The sequence below is a fragment of the Streptomyces sp. NPDC002784 genome, from assembly GCF_053592135.1.
Map to the genome: position 1 here is coordinate 142,705 of NZ_JBSFVD010000001.1, position 19,961 is coordinate 162,665.

23 protein-coding genes are annotated in these 19,961 nt (G+C 70.7%); 11 read left to right on the top strand and 12 right to left on the bottom strand.

Going from position 1 to position 19,961, the window contains the following annotated elements:
* Window positions 1-90: 90 nt before the first annotated feature.
* Together ACWD1Z_RS00655 and ACWD1Z_RS00660 are read right to left on the bottom strand one after the other, a co-directional pair.
* Window positions 91-1,056 (bottom strand): zinc-binding dehydrogenase, encoded by a 966-nt coding sequence (locus ACWD1Z_RS00655; protein ID WP_389414976.1) that lies wholly within the window; start codon window positions 1,054-1,056, stop codon window positions 91-93.
* Between the two features lie 206 nt (window positions 1,057-1,262).
* Entirely contained in the window at window positions 1,263-2,486 is a 1,224-nt protein-coding gene (locus ACWD1Z_RS00660; RefSeq protein WP_451114323.1) for an NAD(P)-dependent malic enzyme, read from the bottom strand.
* Between the two features lie 607 nt (window positions 2,487-3,093).
* Between ACWD1Z_RS00660 and ACWD1Z_RS00665 the strand changes: the two genes are divergently transcribed.
* The 3 genes from ACWD1Z_RS00665 to ACWD1Z_RS00675 are packed head-to-tail and all read left to right on the top strand — an operon-like array spanning window position 3,094 to window position 5,833.
* Window positions 3,094-4,053 carry an ABC transporter substrate-binding protein gene (locus tag ACWD1Z_RS00665; RefSeq protein ID WP_451114325.1) on the top strand — a complete coding sequence of 320 codons (960 nt, stop codon included), beginning with the start codon at window positions 3,094-3,096 and terminating at the stop codon, window positions 4,051-4,053.
* A gap of 38 nt (window positions 4,054-4,091) precedes the next feature.
* Window positions 4,092-5,033, top strand: a complete 942-nt coding sequence (locus ACWD1Z_RS00670; protein WP_451114327.1) for an amino acid ABC transporter permease — start codon at window positions 4,092-4,094, stop codon at window positions 5,031-5,033.
* Entirely contained in the window at window positions 5,030-5,833 is an 804-nt protein-coding gene (locus ACWD1Z_RS00675) for an amino acid ABC transporter ATP-binding protein (protein ID WP_451114329.1), read from the top strand. The genes ACWD1Z_RS00670 and ACWD1Z_RS00675 overlap by 4 nt, the downstream gene beginning before the upstream one ends.
* A 326-nt stretch (window positions 5,834-6,159) precedes the next feature.
* On the opposite strand, the gene ACWD1Z_RS00680 is transcribed toward ACWD1Z_RS00675, so the two are convergent.
* Complete coding sequence (locus ACWD1Z_RS00680) at window positions 6,160-6,918, bottom strand: class I SAM-dependent methyltransferase (protein WP_451114331.1); 759 nt, start codon at window positions 6,916-6,918, stop codon at window positions 6,160-6,162.
* 100 nt (window positions 6,919-7,018) lie between these two features.
* On the opposite strand from ACWD1Z_RS00680, the gene ACWD1Z_RS00685 reads away from it, so the two are divergent.
* Entirely contained in the window at window positions 7,019-7,648 is a 630-nt protein-coding gene (locus ACWD1Z_RS00685) for a CGNR zinc finger domain-containing protein (protein ID WP_451114333.1), read from the top strand.
* Here the strand turns inward: ACWD1Z_RS00685 and sodX are convergent.
* The gene (sodX, locus tag ACWD1Z_RS00690; protein WP_451115420.1) at window positions 7,552-7,986 is read right to left on the bottom strand and encodes a nickel-type superoxide dismutase maturation protease; all 435 of its coding nucleotides are present in this window, start codon (window positions 7,984-7,986) and stop codon (window positions 7,552-7,554) included. The genes ACWD1Z_RS00685 and sodX overlap by 97 nt on opposite strands.
* 145 nt (window positions 7,987-8,131) lie before the next feature.
* Here sodX and sodN point away from each other — a divergent pair, with 145 nt between their 5' ends.
* From sodN to ACWD1Z_RS00710, 4 genes are all read left to right on the top strand, one after another.
* Complete coding sequence (gene sodN, locus ACWD1Z_RS00695) at window positions 8,132-8,527, top strand: superoxide dismutase, Ni (protein ID WP_020123534.1); 396 nt, start codon at window positions 8,132-8,134, stop codon at window positions 8,525-8,527.
* 127 nt (window positions 8,528-8,654) lie between these two features.
* On the top strand, window positions 8,655-9,047 hold the full coding sequence (locus ACWD1Z_RS00700) for a helix-turn-helix transcriptional regulator (protein WP_389414983.1): 393 nt from the start codon (window positions 8,655-8,657) through the stop codon (window positions 9,045-9,047).
* 17 nt (window positions 9,048-9,064) lie between these two features.
* Window positions 9,065-9,478: a VOC family protein gene (locus ACWD1Z_RS00705; protein WP_451114336.1), complete on the top strand. Its 414-nt coding sequence runs from the start codon at window positions 9,065-9,067 to the stop codon at window positions 9,476-9,478.
* A gap of 15 nt (window positions 9,479-9,493) precedes the next feature.
* Window positions 9,494-10,228, top strand: coding sequence for a VOC family protein (locus tag ACWD1Z_RS00710; protein ID WP_451114338.1), 735 nt, complete (start codon window positions 9,494-9,496; stop codon window positions 10,226-10,228).
* Here ACWD1Z_RS00710 and ACWD1Z_RS00715 read toward each other — a convergent pair.
* From ACWD1Z_RS00715 to ACWD1Z_RS00730, 4 genes are all read right to left on the bottom strand, one after another.
* Window positions 10,225-10,548, bottom strand: coding sequence for a DUF952 domain-containing protein (locus tag ACWD1Z_RS00715; protein ID WP_451114339.1), 324 nt, complete (start codon window positions 10,546-10,548; stop codon window positions 10,225-10,227). The genes ACWD1Z_RS00710 and ACWD1Z_RS00715 overlap by 4 nt on opposite strands.
* A gap of 163 nt (window positions 10,549-10,711) precedes the next feature.
* Window positions 10,712-11,125, bottom strand: coding sequence for a YciI family protein (locus ACWD1Z_RS00720; protein WP_451114341.1), 414 nt, complete (start codon window positions 11,123-11,125; stop codon window positions 10,712-10,714).
* Between the two features lie 96 nt (window positions 11,126-11,221).
* On the bottom strand, window positions 11,222-11,425 hold the full coding sequence (locus ACWD1Z_RS00725; protein ID WP_451114343.1) for a hypothetical protein: 204 nt from the start codon (window positions 11,423-11,425) through the stop codon (window positions 11,222-11,224).
* 18 nt (window positions 11,426-11,443) lie between these two features.
* A complete protein-coding gene (locus tag ACWD1Z_RS00730; RefSeq protein ID WP_451114345.1) occupies window positions 11,444-12,031 on the bottom strand; it encodes a dihydrofolate reductase family protein in 588 nt (195 codons plus the stop codon).
* Between the two features lie 113 nt (window positions 12,032-12,144).
* On the opposite strand from ACWD1Z_RS00730, the gene ACWD1Z_RS00735 reads away from it, so the two are divergent.
* On the top strand, window positions 12,145-12,759 hold the full coding sequence (locus tag ACWD1Z_RS00735; RefSeq protein WP_451114347.1) for a TetR/AcrR family transcriptional regulator: 615 nt from the start codon (window positions 12,145-12,147) through the stop codon (window positions 12,757-12,759).
* A 6-nt stretch (window positions 12,760-12,765) separates the two neighbouring features.
* Here the strand turns inward: ACWD1Z_RS00735 and ACWD1Z_RS00740 are convergent, their stop codons facing one another.
* The 3 genes from ACWD1Z_RS00740 to ACWD1Z_RS00750 all read right to left on the bottom strand — a co-directional run bounded on the left by ACWD1Z_RS00740 (window position 12,766) and on the right by ACWD1Z_RS00750 (window position 16,710).
* On the bottom strand, window positions 12,766-13,356 hold the full coding sequence (locus tag ACWD1Z_RS00740; RefSeq protein WP_451114349.1) for a GNAT family N-acetyltransferase: 591 nt from the start codon (window positions 13,354-13,356) through the stop codon (window positions 12,766-12,768).
* A gap of 684 nt (window positions 13,357-14,040) precedes the next feature.
* A complete protein-coding gene (locus ACWD1Z_RS00745; protein ID WP_451114351.1) occupies window positions 14,041-15,186 on the bottom strand; it encodes a family 2 encapsulin nanocompartment cargo protein polyprenyl transferase in 1,146 nt (381 codons plus the stop codon).
* Window positions 15,187-15,303: 117 nt separating this feature from the next.
* A complete protein-coding gene (locus ACWD1Z_RS00750) occupies window positions 15,304-16,710 on the bottom strand; it encodes a family 2B encapsulin nanocompartment shell protein (protein WP_451114353.1) in 1,407 nt (468 codons plus the stop codon).
* A 239-nt stretch (window positions 16,711-16,949) separates the two neighbouring features.
* Between ACWD1Z_RS00750 and ACWD1Z_RS00755 the strand changes: the two genes are divergently transcribed.
* Window positions 16,950-17,843 (top strand): 1-aminocyclopropane-1-carboxylate deaminase/D-cysteine desulfhydrase, encoded by an 894-nt coding sequence (locus tag ACWD1Z_RS00755; RefSeq protein WP_451114355.1) that lies wholly within the window; start codon window positions 16,950-16,952, stop codon window positions 17,841-17,843.
* Window positions 17,844-17,849: 6 nt separating this feature from the next.
* Here ACWD1Z_RS00755 and ACWD1Z_RS00760 read toward each other — a convergent pair whose 3' ends face one another.
* Window positions 17,850-19,445, bottom strand: coding sequence for a Na+/H+ antiporter (locus ACWD1Z_RS00760; RefSeq protein WP_451114357.1), 1,596 nt, complete (start codon window positions 19,443-19,445; stop codon window positions 17,850-17,852).
* 86 nt (window positions 19,446-19,531) lie between these two features.
* Between ACWD1Z_RS00760 and ACWD1Z_RS00765 the strand changes: the two genes are divergently transcribed.
* Window positions 19,532-19,792 (top strand): UBP-type zinc finger domain-containing protein, encoded by a 261-nt coding sequence (locus ACWD1Z_RS00765; protein WP_451114359.1) that lies wholly within the window; start codon window positions 19,532-19,534, stop codon window positions 19,790-19,792.
* The last annotated feature ends 169 nt before the right edge of the window (window positions 19,793-19,961 follow it).

A 19,961-nucleotide genomic window follows, 5' to 3' on the forward strand; every position in this document is an offset into this window, starting at 1 on the left:
CGCATTGTCAACCTCGGTTGACATCTCGCGCACGGGAAAGGCGGGCCCGGCAACCGCCCGGACCCGCCTGACCGAAATGCCGGTGGACGCTCAGGAGTTGGTGAGCACGATCTTGCCGAACTGCTCCCCCGACGCCAGCCGTTCGAAGCCCTCCCGGGCCCGGTCCATCGGCAGCACCTCGTCGATGACGGGCCGCACACCGGTGGCGGCGCAGAAGGAGAGGAGGTCCTCCAGCTCGTCCTTGGTGCCCATCGTGGAGCCGACGACCTTCAGCTCCAGGAAGAAGATCCGGGTCAGCTCGGCGTGCGAGGGCCGGTCACCGCTGGTGGCACCGGAGATGACCAGCGTGCCACCGGGCTTCAGCGACTTGACCGAGTGCGACCAGGTCGCGGCGCCCACGGTCTCGATGACGGCGTCGACCCGCTCCGGCAGCCGCGCCCCCGACTCCACGGCCTCCACCGCGCCGAGCTCCAGCGCCCGCTTGCGCTTGGCCTCGTCCCGGCTGGTCGCGAAGACCCGCAGCCCCGCGGCTTTGCCGAGGACGATCGCCGCCGTGGCGACACCGCCGCCCGCGCCCTGGACGAGGACGGAGTCGCCGGGGCGTACGCCCGCGTTGGTGAAGAGCATCCGGTACGCCGTCAGCCAGGCCGTGGGCAGACAGGCGGCCTCCGCGAAGGAGAGCTCCTTCGGCTTGGGGAGGATGTTCCAGGTCGGCACGGCGACCTGGTCGGCGAAGGTGCCCTGGTAGCGCTCGGTGAGGATGGAGCGCGGCTCCTTGGGGCCCACGCCATGGCCGCTCTGGCCGATGACGGAGTGCAGGACGACCTCGTTGCCGTCCTCGTCGACGCCGGCGGCGTCGCAGCCGAGGATCATCGGCAGCTTGTCCTCTGCGAGGCCCACGCCGCGCAGGGACCAGAGGTCGTGGTGGTTGAGGGAGGCGGCCTTGACATGGACGACGCTCCAGCCGGGACGGGCCTCGGGGGCGGGACGCTCCCCCAACTCAAGGCCGGTGAGCGGCTGGTCGCGGTCGATTCGGGCGGCATAGACGGCGAACATGACCTTGACGATAGGCCCGCAGGTCCGGCTCGGGAACCGGGGGCGGCTGTGACACATGCCCTCTTGCCAGCAGTGGCCACCGCTAATCCGGGTGCGCGGGCCGGAACCACCCGCCCGGCCCACCGCCAAGGTAAAAAATGACCCCGGCCGGACAACAGCCCGGCCAGGGTCATCTCACCTACGACTCAGCTCACCCACGACTCAGCTCACCGCCGAGCCACGCCCTCCGCACGGGCCGCGGCAGCAACCGCCGCCGTGACCGCCGGGGCGACCCGCTCGTCGAACGGCGACGGGATCACGTAGTCCGCGGCCAGGTCGTCCCCGACCACCGAGGCCAGCGCCTCCGCCGCAGCGATCTTCATGCCCTCGGTGATCCGGGAGGCCCGGACCTGAAGGGCGCCCGCGAAGATGCCGGGGAACGCCAGGACGTTGTTGATCTGGTTCGGGAAGTCCGAACGGCCCGTCGCCACGACCGCCGCGTACTTGTGCGCGACGTCGGGGTGCACCTCGGGGTTCGGGTTGGCCATCGCGAACACGAAGGCACCCGGCGCCATGGAGGCGACCGCGGCCTCCGCGACCGTACCGCCGGAGACGCCGATGAAGACGTCGGCACCGGCGAGGGCGTCCTCCAGGGAACCGGTCAGCCCCGCCTTGTTCGTGAAGGTGGCGACCTCGCGCTTCACGTCGGTCAGATCCGCACGATCCGCCGAGATGATGCCCTTGCGGTCGGCGAGCGCGACATCACCGATGCCGGCCTCGACCAGCATCTTGGCGATGGCGACCCCGGCCGCGCCGGCGCCCGAGATGACCGCCCGCAGCTGCCCGATCTCCCGCCGGCTCAGCCGCGCCGCGTTCCGCAGCGCCGCCAGCGTCACGACCGCCGTACCGTGCTGGTCGTCGTGGAAGATCGGGATGTCGAGGCGCTCCTGGAGCTTGCGCTCGATCTCGAAGCACCGCGGCGCCGAGATGTCCTCGAGGTTGACGCCCCCGAAGGAGGGCGCGAGGCGCACCACGGTCTCGACGATCTCGTCGACGCCGGTGCAGTCCAGCGCGATCGGCACCGCGTCCACGCCGCCGAACTGCTTGAACAGGATCGCCTTGCCCTCCATCACCGGAAGGGAGGCCTCAGGACCGATGTCGCCGAGCCCGAGCACGGCCGTACCGTCCGTCACGACGGCGACGACCGACGACTTCCACGTGTAGTCGTGGACGAGATCCGGCTGCTCGGCGATGGCGCTGCACACTTTCGCCACGCCGGGTGTGTACGCGAGGGACAGGTCGTCCTTGTCGCGGACCGGCACGGTGGCTTGCACAGCCATCTTGCCGCCGCGGTGCAGCGCGAACGCGGGGTCGAAGGAATCGAGGGGCTCCGCCCCTCCGTCCTGACCCGTATCGCTGTCGCTGCGAGGATTGACGATCTCCGCTGCCACTTTGTCTGACCCCTTAAGTATTCATGGTTTGAGGGTGGCCACTCCCAGGTGAGGGGTGGGCGGGCACCGCGCACAGCCCAGTTACCGATACGTACGGTCACTTGAGGGCACATACGCGACGGGCGCGCCGCACACGCGCCCTGGAGCCCCGGATGAGGGGTGTAAAGCACCTTCTTACCGGACGGACGGCGTCGAGGACGAGTCCCATACGTGCAAGCTCACATGGCGGAACGAAGAACGATCATCGATCACCGCATTCCGGTGACATGAATCATGCGGCGGCGTACCGACAAGTAGCCCAAGGCCCTTGACGAGGGCCCGACTGGCGCTCAAGCGCAACGGTGGCGAGGCCGCCCGGCCATCCGCATCATGAGATGCACCGAAGATCTTCCGGCCGGAAGGAGGGATTCCCGCAGAAGATGCGGTCGGGATGTACCGACCTGGTGCGGTTCGGGGGTAACCCGTTATCCGATTTTGACATAGCTGGCCCCCTGAATGGCTCAGTCCGAATGGCAAGATGCCGTAATCACACGAGGTCGCGACACTCGAAGACGTGTGCTCTCGTCGACCCATCGGCAACTCCACCCATCCGCCGGAGGAACCCACCATGACCGCACGCACCACCCGTCGTACGACCGCCACGCGCTCCCGGCTGGCAGCGGTCGGCTCGATCGCGGTCGCAGGCGCCCTGATGCTCACCGGCTGCGGTGACCAGACGAAGGACGACAGCAGCGAGACCGAGACGAAGACCTCGGCGCCCCTGGCCGACAAGCTTCCGGCATCCATCGCCGGCAAGGGTGTCATCAAGGTCGGCTCCGACATCGCGTATGCGCCGGTGGAGTTCAAGGACGATTCCGGCAAGACGGTCGGGATCGACCCCGACATCGCCGCGGCGATGGGCAAGCAGCTCGGTGTGAAGTTCGAGTTCCAGAACGCCACGTTCGACACCCTCATCGGTGGTCTCGCCTCCAACCGGTACGACATCGCCATGTCGGCCATGACCGACACGAAGGACCGCCAGGAGGGCGTCGACTCGGACACGGGCAAGAAGGTCGGCGAGGGCGTCGACTTCGTCGACTACTTCACCGCCGGTGTCTCCCTCTACACCAACAAGGGCGACACCCAGGGCATCAAGACCTGGGACGACCTGTGCGGCAAGACCATGGCCGTGCAGCGCAACACCTTCTCGCACGACCTCGCCAAGGAGCAGGCGAAGAAGTGCAAGGACGACGGCAAGAAGGCACTCAAGGTCGAGGACTTCGCCACCAACCCGGAGGCCGAGACCCGGATGCGGTCCAAGGGCGCCGACGTCGTCTCCGCCGACTTCCCGATCGCCGCCTACTCGGTGAAGAACGCGGGCGGGGGCAAGTACTTCGAGATCGTCGGCGACCAGGTCGAGGCGGGTCCGTACGGCATCGCCGTGTCCAAGGAGGACACCGAGCTGCGTGACGCGCTCCAGGCCGCCGTGCAGGCGATCATCGACAACGGCGAGTACGAGAAGATCATCAAGAAGTGGGGCGTCGAGGACGGCGCGATCACCGAGGCCAAGATCAATGGCGGTTCCTGATCCCGTCTCGGCACCGCTCGTTCTGAAAGGCTCCACCCGTGACTGTTGACGTCAACAAGACGGACGGTCCCGCCGACCCGACGCCCGCAGCCGGGCCGGAGGCCATCAAGGCCATCCCGGTCCGGCACCCGGGGCGCTACGTGTCCGCGGCCCTCGCTCTCGCCATCTTCGGCGTGATCGTCTACGCCTTCGCGCAAGGCAACATCAACTGGGACGCGATCCCCGAGTACTTCTTCGACGACCGCATCATGGACGGCGTCTGGAAGACCCTCCTGCTCACCGTGCTCTCCATGGTGATCGGCATCGCCGGCGGCATCCTGCTCGCCGTCATGCGCCTGTCGAAGAACCCGGTGACCTCGTCGATCGCCTGGCTCTACATCTGGTTCTTCCGGGGTACCCCGGTCCTGGTCCAGCTGTTCGTCTGGTTCAACCTCGGCCTGGTCTTCGAGTACATCAACCTCGGCCCGATCTACAAGGACTACTGGTCGTCCTTCATGACGCCGCTGCTGACGGCGCTGCTCGGGCTCGGCCTCAACGAGGCCGCGTACATGGCGGAGATCTGCCGCGCCGGCCTGCTCTCGGTCGACGAGGGCCAGAGCGAGGCGTCGCAGGCGCTCGGCATGAGCCACACCAAGACGCTGCGCCGGATCGTCATCCCGCAGGCGATGCGCGTCATCGTGCCGCCCACGGGCAACGAAGTCATCAACATGCTGAAGACCACGTCGCTGGTGGCGGCGGTGCAGTATGCGGACCTGTTCAAGCAGGCCCAGGACATCGGCCAGAACGCGGGCTCCACCGTGGAGATGTACTTCCTCGCCGCCGCCTGGTACCTGATCATGACCTCGATCCTGAGCGTCGGCCAGTACTACATCGAGCGGCACTACGCACGCGGCTCGTCCCGCACCCTGCCGCCGACGCCCATGCAGCGCTTCAAGGCGGCCGTCCTGCCCGCTCGCCGCCCGAAGGGAGTCACGGTATGACGGACGTGACGAAGCAGCCCTCCCAGGACTCGGAGGCCGGCCAGGCGATGGTCAGGGCCGAGGGCGTCCACAAGTCCTTCGGCCACATCGAGGTCCTCAAGGGCATCGACCTGGAGGTGCGGACCGGCGAGGTGTTCTGCCTCATCGGCCCCTCCGGCTCCGGCAAGTCGACATTCCTGCGGTGCATCAACCACCTGGAGAAGATCAACGCCGGCCGGCTGTACGTCGACGGCCAGCTGGTCGGCTACCACCAGAAGGGCGACAAGCTGTACGAGCTCAAGGACAGCGAGGTCGCGCAGCAGCGGCGGGACATCGGCATGGTGTTCCAGCGCTTCAACCTGTTCCCGCACATGACGGCCGCGGAGAACATCATGGAGGCGCCCATCCAGGTCAAGGGCGTCAGCAAGAGCCAGGCCCGGGAGCGGGCGCGGGAGCTGCTGGAGAAGGTCGGCCTCGGCGACAAGGCCGGCAACTACCCCTCGCAGCTCTCCGGCGGCCAGCAGCAGCGGGTGGCGATCGCCCGGGCGCTGGCGATGGACCCGAAGCTGATGCTGTTCGACGAGCCGACCTCGGCCCTCGACCCGGAGCTGGTCGGTGACGTCCTCGACGTCATGCGCGACCTCGCCGAGTCCGGCATGACGATGGTCGTCGTCACCCACGAGATGGGCTTCGCCCGCGAGGTGGGCGACAACCTCGTCTTCATGGACGACGGCGTGGTCGTCGAGTCCGGCGACCCGCGCGAGGTCCTGACGGACCCGCAGCACGAGCGGACGAAGGCGTTCCTGTCCAAGGTCCTCTGACCCTGGCAGAACCCCGGCAGAACGAAGGGGCGGTACGGGACTCCCGTACCGCCCCTTCGCGCGGAGACCGCTACGGGCGCAGCTCCGGCTTTCGGCACCAGCTCGCGCAGCCGCTCGCGGCTCAGCGGATACGACTCCGGCAGCGCGGCCCGGGCGAGCCCTCGCCGAGGCAACCGGCGAAGTCCCGCAGGCGCAGCAGACTCCCGTCGGTCAGCCGCGAGCCGTCGGGTGCGGACCGCCGCACCCTTTCCAGTGCGGTGGGGGACCGCCGGGAACGCGGAAGGGGCGGCACGAATTTCTCGTACCGCCCCGTCATCCGAAAACCGCTACTTCAGCGCCAGTACCAGGGCGTCCGACGGTGAGCACCACACCGGCCGGGCCTCGGCGAAGCCCTGCTCGCGCAGTACGCGCGCGTGCCACTGCGCGGACGGGGTGTCGCCGTCGGCGTGCTCGCCGTAGATCTCGAAGCGGCGGGCCGTGGGCTCGGCGAGGACGGGGTCCTTGGCCGCGACCTGCCACCACTCGGCCCAGTCCAGGGCGCCGTCGGCCTTGGCCCGTTCCATGCGCGCGTGCCGCTGCGCCCGCTCGGCGGCGTTGATCCGGGGCGTGGTGTCGTCGATCATGTGGTCCGCGTTCATGAAGACACCGCCGTCGCGGACCAGGCCCGCGACCTGGCCGTAGAGGGCCGCGAGGGGTTCGCTGTGCAGCCAGTGCAGGGCCGTGGCGGTCAGCACGGCGTCGTAGGAGTCGTACGGCAGCTTCGCCGGCCAGTCGGGGTCCTTGAGGTCGGCGGTGACGAAGGCGACCCGCTCGTCGCCCGCGAAGGTGCCCTCCGCGATGGCGAGCAGCGCCGGGTCCAGGTCGACGCCGGTGCTGGTGGCGCCGGGGAGCCGGGCGAGCAGCCGGGCCGTGATGGAGCCGGTGCCGCAGGCCAGGTCGAGCACCCGGGGTTCGGGCCCGACGAGCGCCTCCACCATGTCGAGCATGATCCGGAAGCGCTCCTCCCGGTCGGGCATGTACCACTCCTGCTGCCGGTCCCAGCTCTCCTGCCAGGCGTGCCAGTCGGTTCCGGTACCGGTCGTCATGGGAGCCCCCTCCTCGGACGTATGCGTAATACCCTGGAAGCACGATCGTCTGTTACCCCGACCGCACCCCGACCATAGAACGCCTCCGTAAGGACTACAAGTGGAACTGGCCTATTACTCGGACTACGCCGTGCGCCTCGTCAACAGCGAGGACCCGGCCCGGGGCAAGGACTCGCTGACGTCCGTCGAGGCCGTCCGCGATCTGTTCGGCGGGAACCAGTCGGCGGCCCGCCGCGCCACGGACGCCGACGTCACCCGGTTCCGCTCGGTCCGGGGCCGGCTGCGTTCGGTGTTCGAGGCGGCCGACGGCGGCGACGAGACGCTCGCCGTGGACCTGCTGAACTCACTGCTGCTGGAGTTCCCGGTCAGCCCGCAGATCTCCGGACACGACTTCCGGGACGACGACGGCCGCCCGCTGTGGCACATGCACCTCGCCGACCACCCGTCGAACGCCACCGCGGGCTACGCGGCCATCGCGGCGATGGGCCTGGCCTTCCATCTGACGGAGTACGGCGTGGACCGGCTCGGCCTGTGCGAGGCGGCGCCGTGCCGCAACGCCTACCTCGACACCTCGACCAACCGCTCCCGGCGCTACTGCTCCGACCGCTGCGCCACCCGCGCGAACGTGGCCGCCTACCGGGCCCGCAAGCGCCTGGAGGCCGACCGGTCGGACAGCACGGGCCGCACCGCGGACAGCGCCCACCGCACCAGCGCGAACGGCGAGCGCTGACCGGTCCCGCGCGGCCGGAACCGGGCCCGCACCTTGCCCAGCACCAGCTCCGCCGGGACCGTGCCGTAGTCGGTGCTGTCCCCGCCCGCGTAGGCGTTGTCCCCGAGCACCCACCAGCCGCCCTCGCGGCGCTCCGCGGCCCGCTTGACGACCAGCAGGTCCTGCTGGAAGGGATGACGGAGCACGACCACGTCACCGGGCCGGATCCGGGCCCCGTACTGCACCAGCAGCCGGTCCCCGTGGTGCAGCGTGGGCACCATCGACGGCCCGGTCACCTCGGCCGGCCCGAAGGGCAGCAACGACCGCCCGCGCTCGGTCTCCTGCGACAGTTCCGGCATCACCGGCACCTCCCCGGTCCTATCCTCCACCAGTCTCAGTCTGACCCTGGACTTTTGTCCTAAGCCCATGGGGGCACTCGCGAAAACCCGTCCCGCAGGGAGTAATGTCCCACCTGAGAAGACGATCACGAGGAAGGAACGCTCCATGCTTTCCCGCCTGTTTGCCCCCAAGGTGAAGGTCAGCGCGCACTGCGACCTGCCCTGCGGTGTGTACGACCCGGCCCAGGCCCGCATCGAGGCGGAGTCGGTCAAGGCCGTGCAGGAGAAGATGGCCGCCAACGACGACCCGCACTTCCAGGCCCGTGCGACCGTCATCAAGGAGCAGCGCGCCGAGCTCGCCAAGCACCACGTGTCGGTCCTGTGGAGCGACTACTTCAAGCCCCCGCACTTCGAGAAGTACCCGGAGCTGCACCAGCTGGTCAACGACGCGCTCAAGGCCCTGTCGGCCGCGAAGGCGTCCACCGACCCGGCCACCGGCCAGAAGGCGCTGGACTACATCGCCCAGATCGACAAGATCTTCTGGGAGACCAAGAAGGCCTGATCCAGGACCTTTTCGGATCGCCCGGACCGGCGGTCGGTGCACCATCGCAGGTCGACGGGCATCCCCGGAGGGGCCCGGCCGCAGCACGCGGCCGGGCCCCTCCGGCCGTCCGTGCCATGCTGGCGGGGTGCACACCGAGGATCTGGTCCGGCTGCGGCGGGCCCGCGACCGCATGGACCGCGAGTACACCGAGCCCCTCGACATCACCGAGCTGGCCCGGACCGCGCTGATGTCCCCGGGCCACTTCCAGCGCAGCTTCCGCGCCGCCTACGGCGAGACGCCGTACGGCTATCTCATGACCCGCCGGATCGAGCGTGCCAAGGCGCTGCTGCGCCGCGGGGACCTGAGCGTCACGGAGGTCTGCATGGCGGTCGGCTGCACCTCCCTCGGCTCCTTCAGCGCGCGCTTCACCGAGCTGGTCGGCGAGACCCCGAGCGCCTACCGGGCCCGCTCGCACGAGGACGGCGCCGTGATCCCGGCCTGCGTGGCCCGCCGCTTCACCCGGCCGAAACGCTCGTAGCGGCCTAGCCTGCTGTCATGGAGATCAGACTCAAGAACTGTTTCCTGGCCGTGGACGACCATGACAAGGCGATCGCCTTCTACCGGGACGTCCTGGGCATGGAGGTCCGCAACGACGTCGGCTTCGAGGGGATGCGCTGGGTGACCGTCGGATCGCCGGCGCAGCCCGACGTGGACATCGTGCTGGAGCCGCCCGGCGCCGACCCCGACATCTCCCCCGCCGACCGGGAGGCGATGGCCAGTCTGCTCGCCAAGGGCGTGCTGCACGGGGTCAACTTCACCACCGACGACTGCGACGCCCTGTTCGCCCGGGTGCGGGAAGCCGGCGGCGATGTCATCCAGGAGCCGATGGACCAGCCGTACGGGGTGCGCGACTGCGCGTTCCGGGACCCGGCCGGGAACATGCTGCGGTTCATGCAGCCGAACGGCTGACCTACGATCGCGTCCATGACCATCCGCTGGACGTATGCCTTCGTCGACCGGCCCGCCGCCGGCTTCGGCGCCGCCTGTGACTTCTGGACCGCCGTCACCGGCACACGGCTGTCGGAACTCCGGGGCGATCAGGGCGAGTTCGTGACCCTGCTGCCCGGGTCGGGGGACGCCTGCGTCAAGGTGCAGGGGGTCGTGGACGGGCCCGGCGGCGCGCACCTGGACTTCGCCGTCGAGGAGGTGCCGGGCTTCGTGCGGACGGCGCTGCGCACCGGGGCGGAACTCGTCGCCGACCACGGCGAGTGGGCCGTACTGCGGTCCCCGGCGGGGCAGTTGTTCTGCGCGGTGCCCTGGCACGGGGAGGCGACCCGGCCGCCGGTGGTCCGGGAAACGCGCCTCGACCAGGTCTGCCTGGACACCCCGCCCTCCCTCTACGACGCCGAAGTCGCCTTCTGGAGCGCCCTGTTGCCCGAGTGGACGTCGGCGCCGGGTTCGCTTCCGGAGTTCCACGTGGTCAGGCCCCCGGCGGGTCTGCCGGTCCGCATCCTGCTGCAACGCCTCGGCGAGGAACGCCCCGCCTCGGCCCATCTCGACCTCGCCTGCGCGGACATCGAGGCGAGCCGGGCCGCCCATGAACGGCTCGGCGCACGACTCGTGCACCGCGGCACCCACTGGCGCGTCATGCGCGACCCGGCGGGCGGCACGTACTGCCTGACGGGCCGGGACCCGCACACCGGCGGCCTGCCCGCCTAACGCCGCACCCAGGGCTCCACCCCGACCACCGCGGCCACCGGCAGCGGCCCGTAGACGTGCGGGAACTCCTCGCCGCCGGGCTCGGCCGCCTCGTACCGCACGGGCGCGCCGAGGCGGTCGGGGTCCACCACCAGGACCACCAGATCGGTGAGGTCCGCGAACAGCGCCTCGGCGATGCGCGGGAGTTGGGCGCGCGTGGAGCAGTGGATGAACCCCTCGTCCTGGAGGGTCTTCCCGCGCGTCGAGATCTCGTACGTGCCCGTCGCCCGGGCCTCGTCCCACAGGGACCGCTGGGTGAGGTGCAGGATGGGTTCGCTCATGCGGTCACGTTACGGCGCCAGCCGCGCCGCCCGCCCCCGCAGACAGCGCTGCTCGGGCAGGCCCATGGCCTGCGCCGCCGCCGACTCGTAGGCGGCCCGGGCGGCGGCGTGGTCCCCGGCGCGTGGTGGCGCAGCAGGTCCTCGACGGTGTCGCTCATGCGGTTCAGACGTCTCCGGTGCCCTCGTCGATGGGCCGGATCACCACCGGGTACACCGGGGCGCCCGCCGGCTGCGGGCACTCCAGGACACGGGCGGCGATCTCGGTGACCCGCTCCAGGCTCGCGCACTCCAGGACCCAGTAGCCGGCCGGCAGTTCCTTGGTCTCGCCGTAGGGGCCGTCGGTGATGACGGGCTTGCCGTCCGCGCCGAGACCGACGTGCCGGGTGCGGGCGGGCTCGACCAGACCCTGGGCGTCGACCAGCTCGCCGGACTCGGCCAGATCGTCGTTGAGCGCGCTCATGAAGGCGTACATCGCCTGCATGTCCTGCTCGCTCCAGGCCGGCGAGGTCTCCGACGCGCCGCCCTTCATCGCCTCGTAGTCCGCCTGGCTTCCCTGCACCATGACCAGGTACTTCATGACTCGCTCCTTTGTCTCGCGCCGCCTGTCGGGGCGGCTCTCACAGGGGACGTCGGAGCCGGGGCCGGGTTCTCGACATGGTGCGGGCCGACATTCTCAGGAAGTGCTCGAGGCGGGTTCCCCGGGCTCCTCCCGGCGCTCGGGATCTTCGGGGTGCTCGTGGCGTGCCTCGCACGTGGGGTTACGGCAGGGGCCGGCCACCCAGCGCGGTACCCATGCGCCCAGCGTCTTGTGGCGCCGGACGACCGTTTCGACGGACTGTCCACAGACGGGACAGGCATGTTTGTCGCTGCTGTCCATGTCCCAAGGGTAGGCCGGTCAGCGCTTCCGTGCGTAGGTGCGGACGAGCACTCCGTTACCGAACGTGCGGACGCCTTCCAGCGAGAAGTCGCTGACGGCGAACCCGGTGCCGCCGAACATGGGCAGGCCCGCGCCGTAGACCTGCGGGTACGTCTTGATCACGAGTTCGTCGATCTCGTCGAGCAGTTCGCCCGCGATCCGGGAGCCGCCGCACAGCCAGATGTCCAGCTCGCTGTCCTCGGCCTTGAGTTCCCGGACGCGGGCGACCAGGTCGCCGTCGATCACGGTGACGTTCGGGTCCGGGGAGGCGCCGAGGGAGCGCGAGGCGACGTATTCGCGCAGATGGCCGTATGGGCTGGTGATGCCGAGGTCGAGGGCGAGCTGGTAGCTGGCGCGGCCCTGGATCACCGTGTCGAAGCGGAGGTTCTCGGCGTCCTGGAGGCCGAGGTGTTCGCGGCCCTGCACCGCGACCGTCTCCGGCCAGGTCGAGGCGAGGTAGCCGAGGAACTCCTCGTCCAGGAACGCGAACATCGAGGAGGCGTCGCCCTTCGGGTCGCCGATGAACCCGTCGATGGAGCAGGCGATGAAGTACGTGAGCTTTCGCAAGCCGGGGCTCTTTCCGTAGGGTGTCGTTTGAACAACTGCAGTTGTAGTACTTCGCTTGTAGTGGTTGCAAGTCTTTTCCGGGACGGGATTTAAGTGGGAGAGGAGATTCCGCATTGGCCAGGAATCCGGAACGGCGGGCGGCGCTGGTGGACGCCGGGGTGGCCGTGCTCGCGCGGGAAGGGGCGCGCGGGCTGACGTTCCGCGCGGTGGACGCCGAGGCGGGGGTGCCGGTGGGCACGGCCTCCAACTACTTCACCGGGCGCGACGACCTGCTGCGGCAGATCGACGCCCGGCTGCATGTACGGCTGGCCCCCGACCCCGAGGTGATCGCCGAACTGCTCGAACGGCCGAAGGACCGGTCACTGGTGACGGCGTTCATGCACGACCTGATGGGCCGGGCCGTCCGCGACCGCACCGGCTATCTGGCGCTGCTGGAGATGCGCCTGGAGGCGACCCGGCGCCCCGAACTGCGGGCCTCCTACACGGAGTCGGTGCGCGGGGACCTCACGGAGGGCATGGAGTTCCACCGCGCCGCCGGGCTCCCCGGCGGCGACGAGACCGTCACGGTGCTCTATCTCGCCATGCTCGGGCTGATCCTGGAGCATCTGACGCTGCCGGGGGTGCTGGAGGGCGTGCTGCCGGGGGTGGGGGTTCCGGAAGGGCTGATCGAGCGGATCGTGGAGACGGTGGTGCCGGGGCCGGGGGCGGGACCGGGGCCGGGGGCGTAGGCGGGCTCAGCGCGGCTCGCGCCACATGGGGAACATCTGGGGGCCGTCGGGCAGGGTGAGGGGGGTGCCGAGGAGCTCGAAGCCGAGGCGTTCGTACAACGTGCGGCTGCGGGCGCTGCTCGCCTCCAGGTAGGCGGGGACGCCGTCCCTGTCGCAGCGGTCGAGTACGGCGCCGATCAGGGCGGAGCCGAGGCCCTCGCCCTGCCGGCCGGGGGCCACGCCGATCATCCACAGGTACTCGTGGCCGCGGTCGGTGGGGTGGACGTCGGCGGTCAGGCGGCCGATCAGCTCGACGCGCTCGTTCTCCGGGTCCACGGCGTTCCGCAGCTGTACGGGCCCGTCGTCGTCGGGGTCGTGCTCCCCGGCGGGCGTCGGCAGCCACAGGGCGCAGGCCGAGCCGTCCTCGGTCAGGTCGATCCGCCCCTCGGCGAGCACGATGTCGGTGAAGGCCGCCATCAGGCGGTGATGGGTCGCCCGGCGGTACTCGGCGCCGGGAAACACCCAGCCGCTGACCGGGTCGTCCTGGAACGCCTCGTCCAGCAGCCGCACCACCAGGTCCCGGTCCGCCTCACTCGCCGCCCGGATCACCACGCCCATGTCCCGCCCCTTCATCTCGATCAGCCGTGATCGGCCTTGATCGTATGGCGGTTGGGCCACGCGGGACGGTCATGGCCAAAGATTGACGGAATTCGACTTCAGCACTGCGCGGTCATCGGTGCCGGGGAGAGCCTGGCGAGCGAACAGGCGCCGCACGCCGGGGGGTTGCTCGGGTTCCGGGTGGCCGGGACGGGGGCTGCACGGCCGCCCGACCCGCCGGGCTACGGCTCCCCGGCACCCTGGCGGCCCCGGTGAACTCCGCGCGGAGAGGATGCACGGCCCCCGGCGCGACGGTCGTAGGAGCCCGCACGACCCGACGGGATTCCGCTCCCCGTACGTCCGGGCTCGGCCGGTGCATGAACAGGCCCCGCGCGCCATGGGGATGCGCGGGTGACCCCGGCGGCCGGGGCGGGCTTCGGACGCGCGCGCACGACCCAACGGGATACCACTCTCCCCCGGCGCCCGGGCTCGCCCGGTGAACGAGCACCGTGGGGATGCGCGGGTGACCCCGGCGGCCGGGGCGGGCCTCGGACGCGCGCGCACGACCCGGCGAAATACCGCTCCCCCTACGTCCGGGCTCCGCCGGTGCATGAACAGGCCCCGCGCACCGTGGGGATGCGCGGGACCCGGCCGGGCCGGCGGTCGTGCGGGGTCAGGAGCCGCGCGACCGCCGGTCCGGGGTCTTCAGGTGCTGCGCCGGGTGACGAACTCGGCCAGCGCCAGCAGGCCGCCCGCCGCCTCCGGTTCGGGCACCGCGCGGGCCAGCTCCTGCATCGCGCGGGCCATCCGGTCGGCCGCCTGGACCTGCGCCCAGTCACGGCCGCCCGCCCGTTCCACGGCCAGCGCGGTGCGGGCGGTCTCCTCCTCCCCAGCCAGACCGCCCTTGCCGTACGGCACTTCATACAGTTCCGCGAGCTCCCGCGCCGCCGGGGTGCCGGAGGTGAGCGCGGCCACGACCGGCAGCGACTTCTTGCGGGCGGCCAGATCCGCCCCGGCCGGCTTGCCGGTGCGCCGGGGGTCGCCCCATATGCCGATGACGTCGTCGATGAGCTGGAACGCGAGCCCGGCCTCACGGCCGAACGCGTCCATCGCCTCCACGTCCTCCCGCGGCGCCCCGGCATACAGCGCGCCGAGGGCACAGGCGCAGCCCAGCAGGGCTCCCGTCTTGGCCTCGGCCATCGCGAGCGCCTCGTCGAGGCCGATCTCGGCGCAGGCCCGCTTCTCCAGGGCCGTGTCCGCGTGCTGCCCCTCGCACAGCTCGACCACACAGGCGGCGAGCCGGGCGGCGGCCCCGGTGGACGCCGGATGCGGGTCCTCGGCGAGGAGTCCGAGGGCGAGGGCCTGGAGGGCGTCCCCGGCGAGGATCGCGTCGGCGTCCCCGAACACCGTCCAGGCGGTCGGCCGGTGCCGTCGGGTGGAGTCCCGGTCCATCACGTCGTCGTGCAGCAACGTGAAGTTGTGGATCAGCTCCACCGCCGCGGCGGCCCGCACGGCGGCCTTGCGGGCGGCCGGTCCACCGAGCGCCTCCGCCGCGGTGAGGACGAGCGCGGGACGGATCGCCTTGCCCGCGTTGCCCGCGGCGGGTGTGCCGTCCGCGTGCTCCCAGCCGAAGTGGTAGAGCGCGACCCGGCGCATGGCCTTCGGCAATGAGTCGATGGCGGCGCGCAGTTCGGGGTCGACAGACCCCCGTGCGCGCTCCAGGATGGCCATCGCCTCCTGTCCGTCGAGCGCGTCCGGCCCGGCGTGTGTCTGGGTCCCGATGGGCCTCCGCCTTTCCCGCGTCTCGGTCGGTAGCCGCCCTCCGGCGGGGTGTTGCTGCGTATCGGTCATGAACTCACCCACCGCTCACCCGAGTCGGCCGACGCTGGCACTGGTCCCGCGGCCGGGCGCGTACTCCGAGGGTGTACCCGCCCCGGAGGGCGGGGACACCGGTTGCCGGCGGGAGGCTCACTGCCAGCGCCCGATCTCGACGTTCTCCAGCACACCGAGCGCGTCCGGTACGAGGACCGCGGCCGAGTAGTAGGCGGTCACCAGGTACTTGATGATCGCCTGTTCGTTGATGCCCATGAACCGCACCGACAGGCTCGGCTCGATCTCGTCCGGGATACCGGCCTGCTGGAGCCCGATGACCCCCTGCTCGGCCTCACCGGTACGCATGGCGATGATCGAGGTCGTGCGGGCGTCGCTGACCGGGATCTTGTTGCACGGGAAGATCGGTACCCCGCGCCAGGTGGGCAGCCGGTTGCCGGCCATCTCGATGCTCTCGGTCACCAGTCCGCGCTTGTTGAGCTCGCGGCCGAACGCGGCGATCGCGCGCGGGTGGGCGAGGAACAGCTTGGTGCCGCGGCGCCTGCTGAGCAGCTCGTCCATGTCGTCGGGCCCGGGCACGCCGTCGTGCGGCTGGATCCGCTGGTCGTACTCGCAGTTGTTGAGCAGCCCGAACTCGCGGTTGTTGATGAGCTCGTGCTCCTGACGCTCCTTGAGCGCCTCGACGGTCAGCCGGAGCTGCTGCTCGGTCTGGTTCATCGGCTGGTTGTAGAGGTCGGCCACCCGGGAGTGGATGCGCAGGACGGTCTGGGCGATGCTCAGTTCGTACTCGCGGGGCTTGGCCTCGTAGTCGACGAAGGTGTGCGGGATGTCCGGCTCGCCGCTGTGACCGGACGCGAGGTCGATCTCCTTCTCGCCGTGCCGGTTGGTGCGCTGGGCCGGGATCGAGCGCTGCCGGTCGAGATGCTCGCGCAGGGAGTCGGAGCGCTCGGTGACCTGCTCGACATCCTCGCGGGACAGGACGAGCACGGTGCACGCGGTGACCGTGCGGACCGTGTACTCCCAGATGGCGTCCGGGGCGAGCACCGCCTGGTCGCCGAGGTAGGCGCCGTCGGCCAGCATGCCGAGGGACTCGTCCTCGCCGTAGGGACCGGTGCCGACCTTCTCCACCCGCCCGTGCGCCAGCAGGTACACCTCGTCGGCGGGGCTGCCGAAGGAGACGAGCACCTCGCCCGCGGCCAGCTCCCGCTGCTCGCAGCGCCGGGCGAGCTCGGTGAGCACCTCTTGGTCCTCGTAGTCGCGCAGCGCGGGCAGTTCGCACAACTCCCCGGGGATGACCTCGACCCGGTCGCCGGTCTTCACAAAGGTGACCCTGCCGTCCCCCACGGCGTAGGTCAGGCGGCGGTTGACTCGGTACGTACCGCCCTGGACGTTCACCCACGGCAGCATGCGCAGCAGCCAGCGGGAGCTGATCTCCTGCATCTGCGGTGCGGACTTGGTCGTGGTGGCCAGGTTCCGCGCGGCGCTGGTGCCGAGGCTCTGCTGCGGCCTGCCCTCATCAGTGCGGATCTCTTCGCCTACCGACATAAGGAATTGCCCTCCCGGTCATGCACCGGCGCCGTTGTGCGCCGGGCATCGAATCGCAGGGCCAAGCCTTCCTCACGGAGCGTGCCGGTGCTATTACACGAACGAGCGGGAATGGATCACGGGGCGACGGGGCACGTGAGCGGTTCCCGTCCAGCGGCCCGCTTCCGTTTGCTGTCCGAAACCAGCCGGTTGCCGCGGCTGCGGCCGGGGTGCCGCCGACGCGGGGCGAGAATGGTCCGGTGACCAGTCCCGACGCCCTCCGCCCCCGGCTTCCCTCGCCGCTCCAGGAGATCGTCGACGACCGCTTCGCCCGCTCCGGCACCCGCCTCCTCCTCAAGCGGGACGATCTGATCCACCCGGACCTCGTCGGCAACAAGTGGCGGAAACTCACCCCCAACCTCACCGCGGCGGCCGGCCGGACCGTTCTCACCTTCGGCGGCGCGTACTCCAACCACCTGCGGGCGACGGCCACCGCTGGCCGTCTGCTGGGTCTTGGCACGATCGGCGTGGTCCGGGGCCAGGAACTGTCCGAGCGCGCCCTGAACCCCTCCCTGGCCCGCTGCGCGGCGGACGGCATGCGCCTGCACTTCGTCGACAGATCCACGTACCGCCGGAAAGCGGAAGCGGACACCCTGGCGGCGATCCTCCGCACGGCGCACGCCGAGGACGCGTACGTCGTCCCGGAAGGCGGCAGCAACGCCCTCGCCGTGCACGGCTGCGAGTCCCTCGGCCAGGAACTGCGCGGCCACGCCGACCTCGTCGCCCTCGCCTGCGGCACCGGCGGCACCCTCGCCGGGCTGGCCGCCGGCCTCGCCCCCGGCCAGCGGGCCCTCGGCATCCCCGTCCTGAAGGGCGGCTTCCTCGACGACGACATACGCGCCCTGCAGCACCGCGCCTTCGGCGGCCCCCGCGGCAGCTGGACCCTCGACGACCGCTTCCACTTCGGCGGCTACGCCCGTACCACGGCCGAACTGGACGCTTTCGCCGCGGACTTCGAGCAGCGTCACGGCGTCCCCGTGGAACGCCTGTACGTGGCGAAGCTGCTGTACGCACTGGTCACCCTCGCCGGGGAAGGCGCCTTCCCGCGCGGGACGACGATCGCGGCGGTGATCACCGGCCGCCCGTTCCCGTAGGCGCCCTCACGCCGCCTCCCGGAACGCCGCCGCCTCCTCCAGGTCCAGCCTGCGCAGCAGCGTGCGGAGCATTTCGTCGTCGATGTAGCGGCCGTCCCGGAGCTTCACGAAGACCGCCCGCTCGGCGCTGATCATTTCCCGGGACAGGCGCCGGTAGGTGTCGTCGACCGTCTCGCCGGTGACCGTGTTGACCTGGCCGAGGCGTTCCCAGACGGCGTTGCGGCGGCGCTCCAGGACGGTGCGGAGCCGGTCCGCGAGCGGGGGCGGGAGGGCGTTGCGCTCGTCGGACAGGAGCTCGTCGAGGCGTCTCTCGGCGGCCCGGGATGCCTGCGCCTGGGCGTTGGCCTCGGCGAGGGTCTCGGCCCGCACGTCGCGGCCGGGCAGTTTCAACAGGCGGACCAGCGGGGGCAGCGTGACGCCCTGGACGACCAGGGTGCCGATGACCGTGGTGAAGGTCAGGAACAGGATCAGATTGCGCTCGGGGAAGTCCTCGCCGCCGTGCACCGTCAGCGGGATGGAGAAGGCGATGGCGAGCGAGACCACGCCGCGCATCCCCGCCCAGGCGATGACGAAGGGCCCCTTCCAGGTCGGGTTCTCCTCCCGCTCCCGGATCCGCGCCGACATCATGCGCGGCAGGAAGGTCGCCGGGTACACCCACACGAACCGCGAGACGACGACCACGAGGAAGACGGCGATCGCGTACCAGGCGGCGCGTCCTCCCTCGTACTCCCCGAGTCCCTTGAGGACGACCGGCAGTTGGAGTCCGATCAGCGCGAAGACCGCCGACTCCAGGACGAAGGCGACCATCTTCCACACGGCCTCCTCCTGGAGGCGGGTGGCGAAATCGACCTCCCACGCGCGGTGTCCCAGCCACAGCGCGACGACCACCACGGCGAGCACCCCGGAGGCGTGCACCTGCTCGGCCACGGCGTAGGCGATGAACGGGATCAGCAGCGACAGCGTGTTCTGGAACAGCGCTTCCTTCACATGGGTGCGCAGCCAGTGGATCGGCACCATGAGCACCAGGCCGACGCCGATCCCGCCGAACGCCGCGAGCAGGAACTCGCCGATGCCGCCGGCCCAGGTGGCGCCCTCGCCGACCGCGGCGGCGAGCGCCACCCGGTAGGCGGTGATCGCGGTCGCGTCGTTCACCAAGGACTCGCCCTGGAGGATCGTGGTGATCCTCGACGGCAGCCCCACCCGGCGGGCGACGGCCGTCGCCGCGACCGCGTCGGGCGGCGCCACCACCGCGCCCAGCACCAGGGCCGCCGTGAGCGGCAGACCGGGCACGATCAGGTACGCCGCCCAGCCGACCGCGAAGGTGGCGAAGAGCACGTACCCGACCGACAGCAGCGCCACGGGCCGCAGTTGGGCCCGCAGATCCAGATAGGAGCTGTCCGTGGCGGCCGTGTGCAGCAGCGGCGGCAGGAGGAGCGGCAGCACGATGTGCGGGTCGAGCGTGTAGTCCGGCACGCCGGGCAGATACGACACCGCGAGGCCCACCGCCACCAGCAGCAGCGGCGCCGGAATCGGGGTGCGCCGGGCCGCCGCCGCGACCGCGGCGCTGCCCGCCACCAACAACAGCAGCGGCATCACGTCCATGAACCTCGCCCGCCCTCACACATCGCGGTTCGCCCGCCCTCGGTTCTCCGCGCGGCCTTCCGCGCGCCCGTCGTAATCTGGCAATCATGAAACAGTGCACGCATGCCGACGTGCTGCCGCACCCGGAACCCGGCCCGCTGAGCGAGACGTGTCCCGAGTGCCTGGCGGACGGCACCCACCCGGTACAGCTGCGGCTGTGCCTCACCTGCGGTCACGTCGGCTGCTGCGACTCCTCACCGGGACGGCACGCGACCGGGCACCACAAGGATTCCGGACATCCGATCATGCGGACGTTCGAGCCGGGGGAGGAGTGGCGGTGGTGCTTCGTGGACCACGTCCTGGTGTGACGCGCACGACTTCGGATCGGGACGGTTCGACCGTCTGACGTCTGGGTACGTCAACCCGGCGCGCGCTCTTCCCATTTGGGCCCGCCGGACCCCTAGCCACGGAGCGTATCCGTAGGTTTACTATGAGTGACAGCGGGGGGTTGGGGTCCCGGGGACAGAAAGTTCGGAG

Coding starts and splice junctions, on each gene's coding strand:
- ACWD1Z_RS00675 (WP_451114329.1), top strand. CDS start 5,030: ATGACGGACGTGACGAAGCAGCCCTCCCAGGACTCGGAGGCCGGCCAG.
- ACWD1Z_RS00680 (WP_451114331.1), bottom strand. CDS start 6,918: ATGACGACCGGTACCGGAACCGACTGGCACGCCTGGCAGGAGAGCTGG.
- ACWD1Z_RS00715 (WP_451114339.1), bottom strand. CDS start 10,548: ATGAGCGAACCCATCCTGCACCTCACCCAGCGGTCCCTGTGGGACGAG.
- ACWD1Z_RS00750 (WP_451114353.1), bottom strand. CDS start 16,710: ATGTCGGTAGGCGAAGAGATCCGCACTGATGAGGGCAGGCCGCAGCAG.
- sodX (WP_451115420.1), bottom strand. CDS start 7,986: ATGCCGGAACTGTCGCAGGAGACCGAGCGCGGGCGGTCGTTGCTGCCC.
- ACWD1Z_RS00665 (WP_451114325.1), top strand. CDS start 3,094: ATGACCGCACGCACCACCCGTCGTACGACCGCCACGCGCTCCCGGCTG.
- ACWD1Z_RS00745 (WP_451114351.1), bottom strand. CDS start 15,186: ATGACCGATACGCAGCAACACCCCGCCGGAGGGCGGCTACCGACCGAG.
- ACWD1Z_RS00720 (WP_451114341.1), bottom strand. CDS start 11,125: ATGAAGTACCTGGTCATGGTGCAGGGAAGCCAGGCGGACTACGAGGCG.
- sodN (WP_020123534.1), top strand. CDS start 8,132: ATGCTTTCCCGCCTGTTTGCCCCCAAGGTGAAGGTCAGCGCGCACTGC.
- ACWD1Z_RS00710 (WP_451114338.1), top strand. CDS start 9,494: ATGACCATCCGCTGGACGTATGCCTTCGTCGACCGGCCCGCCGCCGGC.
- ACWD1Z_RS00705 (WP_451114336.1), top strand. CDS start 9,065: ATGGAGATCAGACTCAAGAACTGTTTCCTGGCCGTGGACGACCATGAC.
- ACWD1Z_RS00760 (WP_451114357.1), bottom strand. CDS start 19,445: ATGGACGTGATGCCGCTGCTGTTGTTGGTGGCGGGCAGCGCCGCGGTC.
- ACWD1Z_RS00655 (WP_389414976.1), bottom strand. CDS start 1,056: ATGTTCGCCGTCTATGCCGCCCGAATCGACCGCGACCAGCCGCTCACC.
- ACWD1Z_RS00725 (WP_451114343.1), bottom strand. CDS start 11,425: ATGGACAGCAGCGACAAACATGCCTGTCCCGTCTGTGGACAGTCCGTC.
- ACWD1Z_RS00740 (WP_451114349.1), bottom strand. CDS start 13,356: ATGGGCGTGGTGATCCGGGCGGCGAGTGAGGCGGACCGGGACCTGGTG.
- ACWD1Z_RS00765 (WP_451114359.1), top strand. CDS start 19,532: ATGAAACAGTGCACGCATGCCGACGTGCTGCCGCACCCGGAACCCGGC.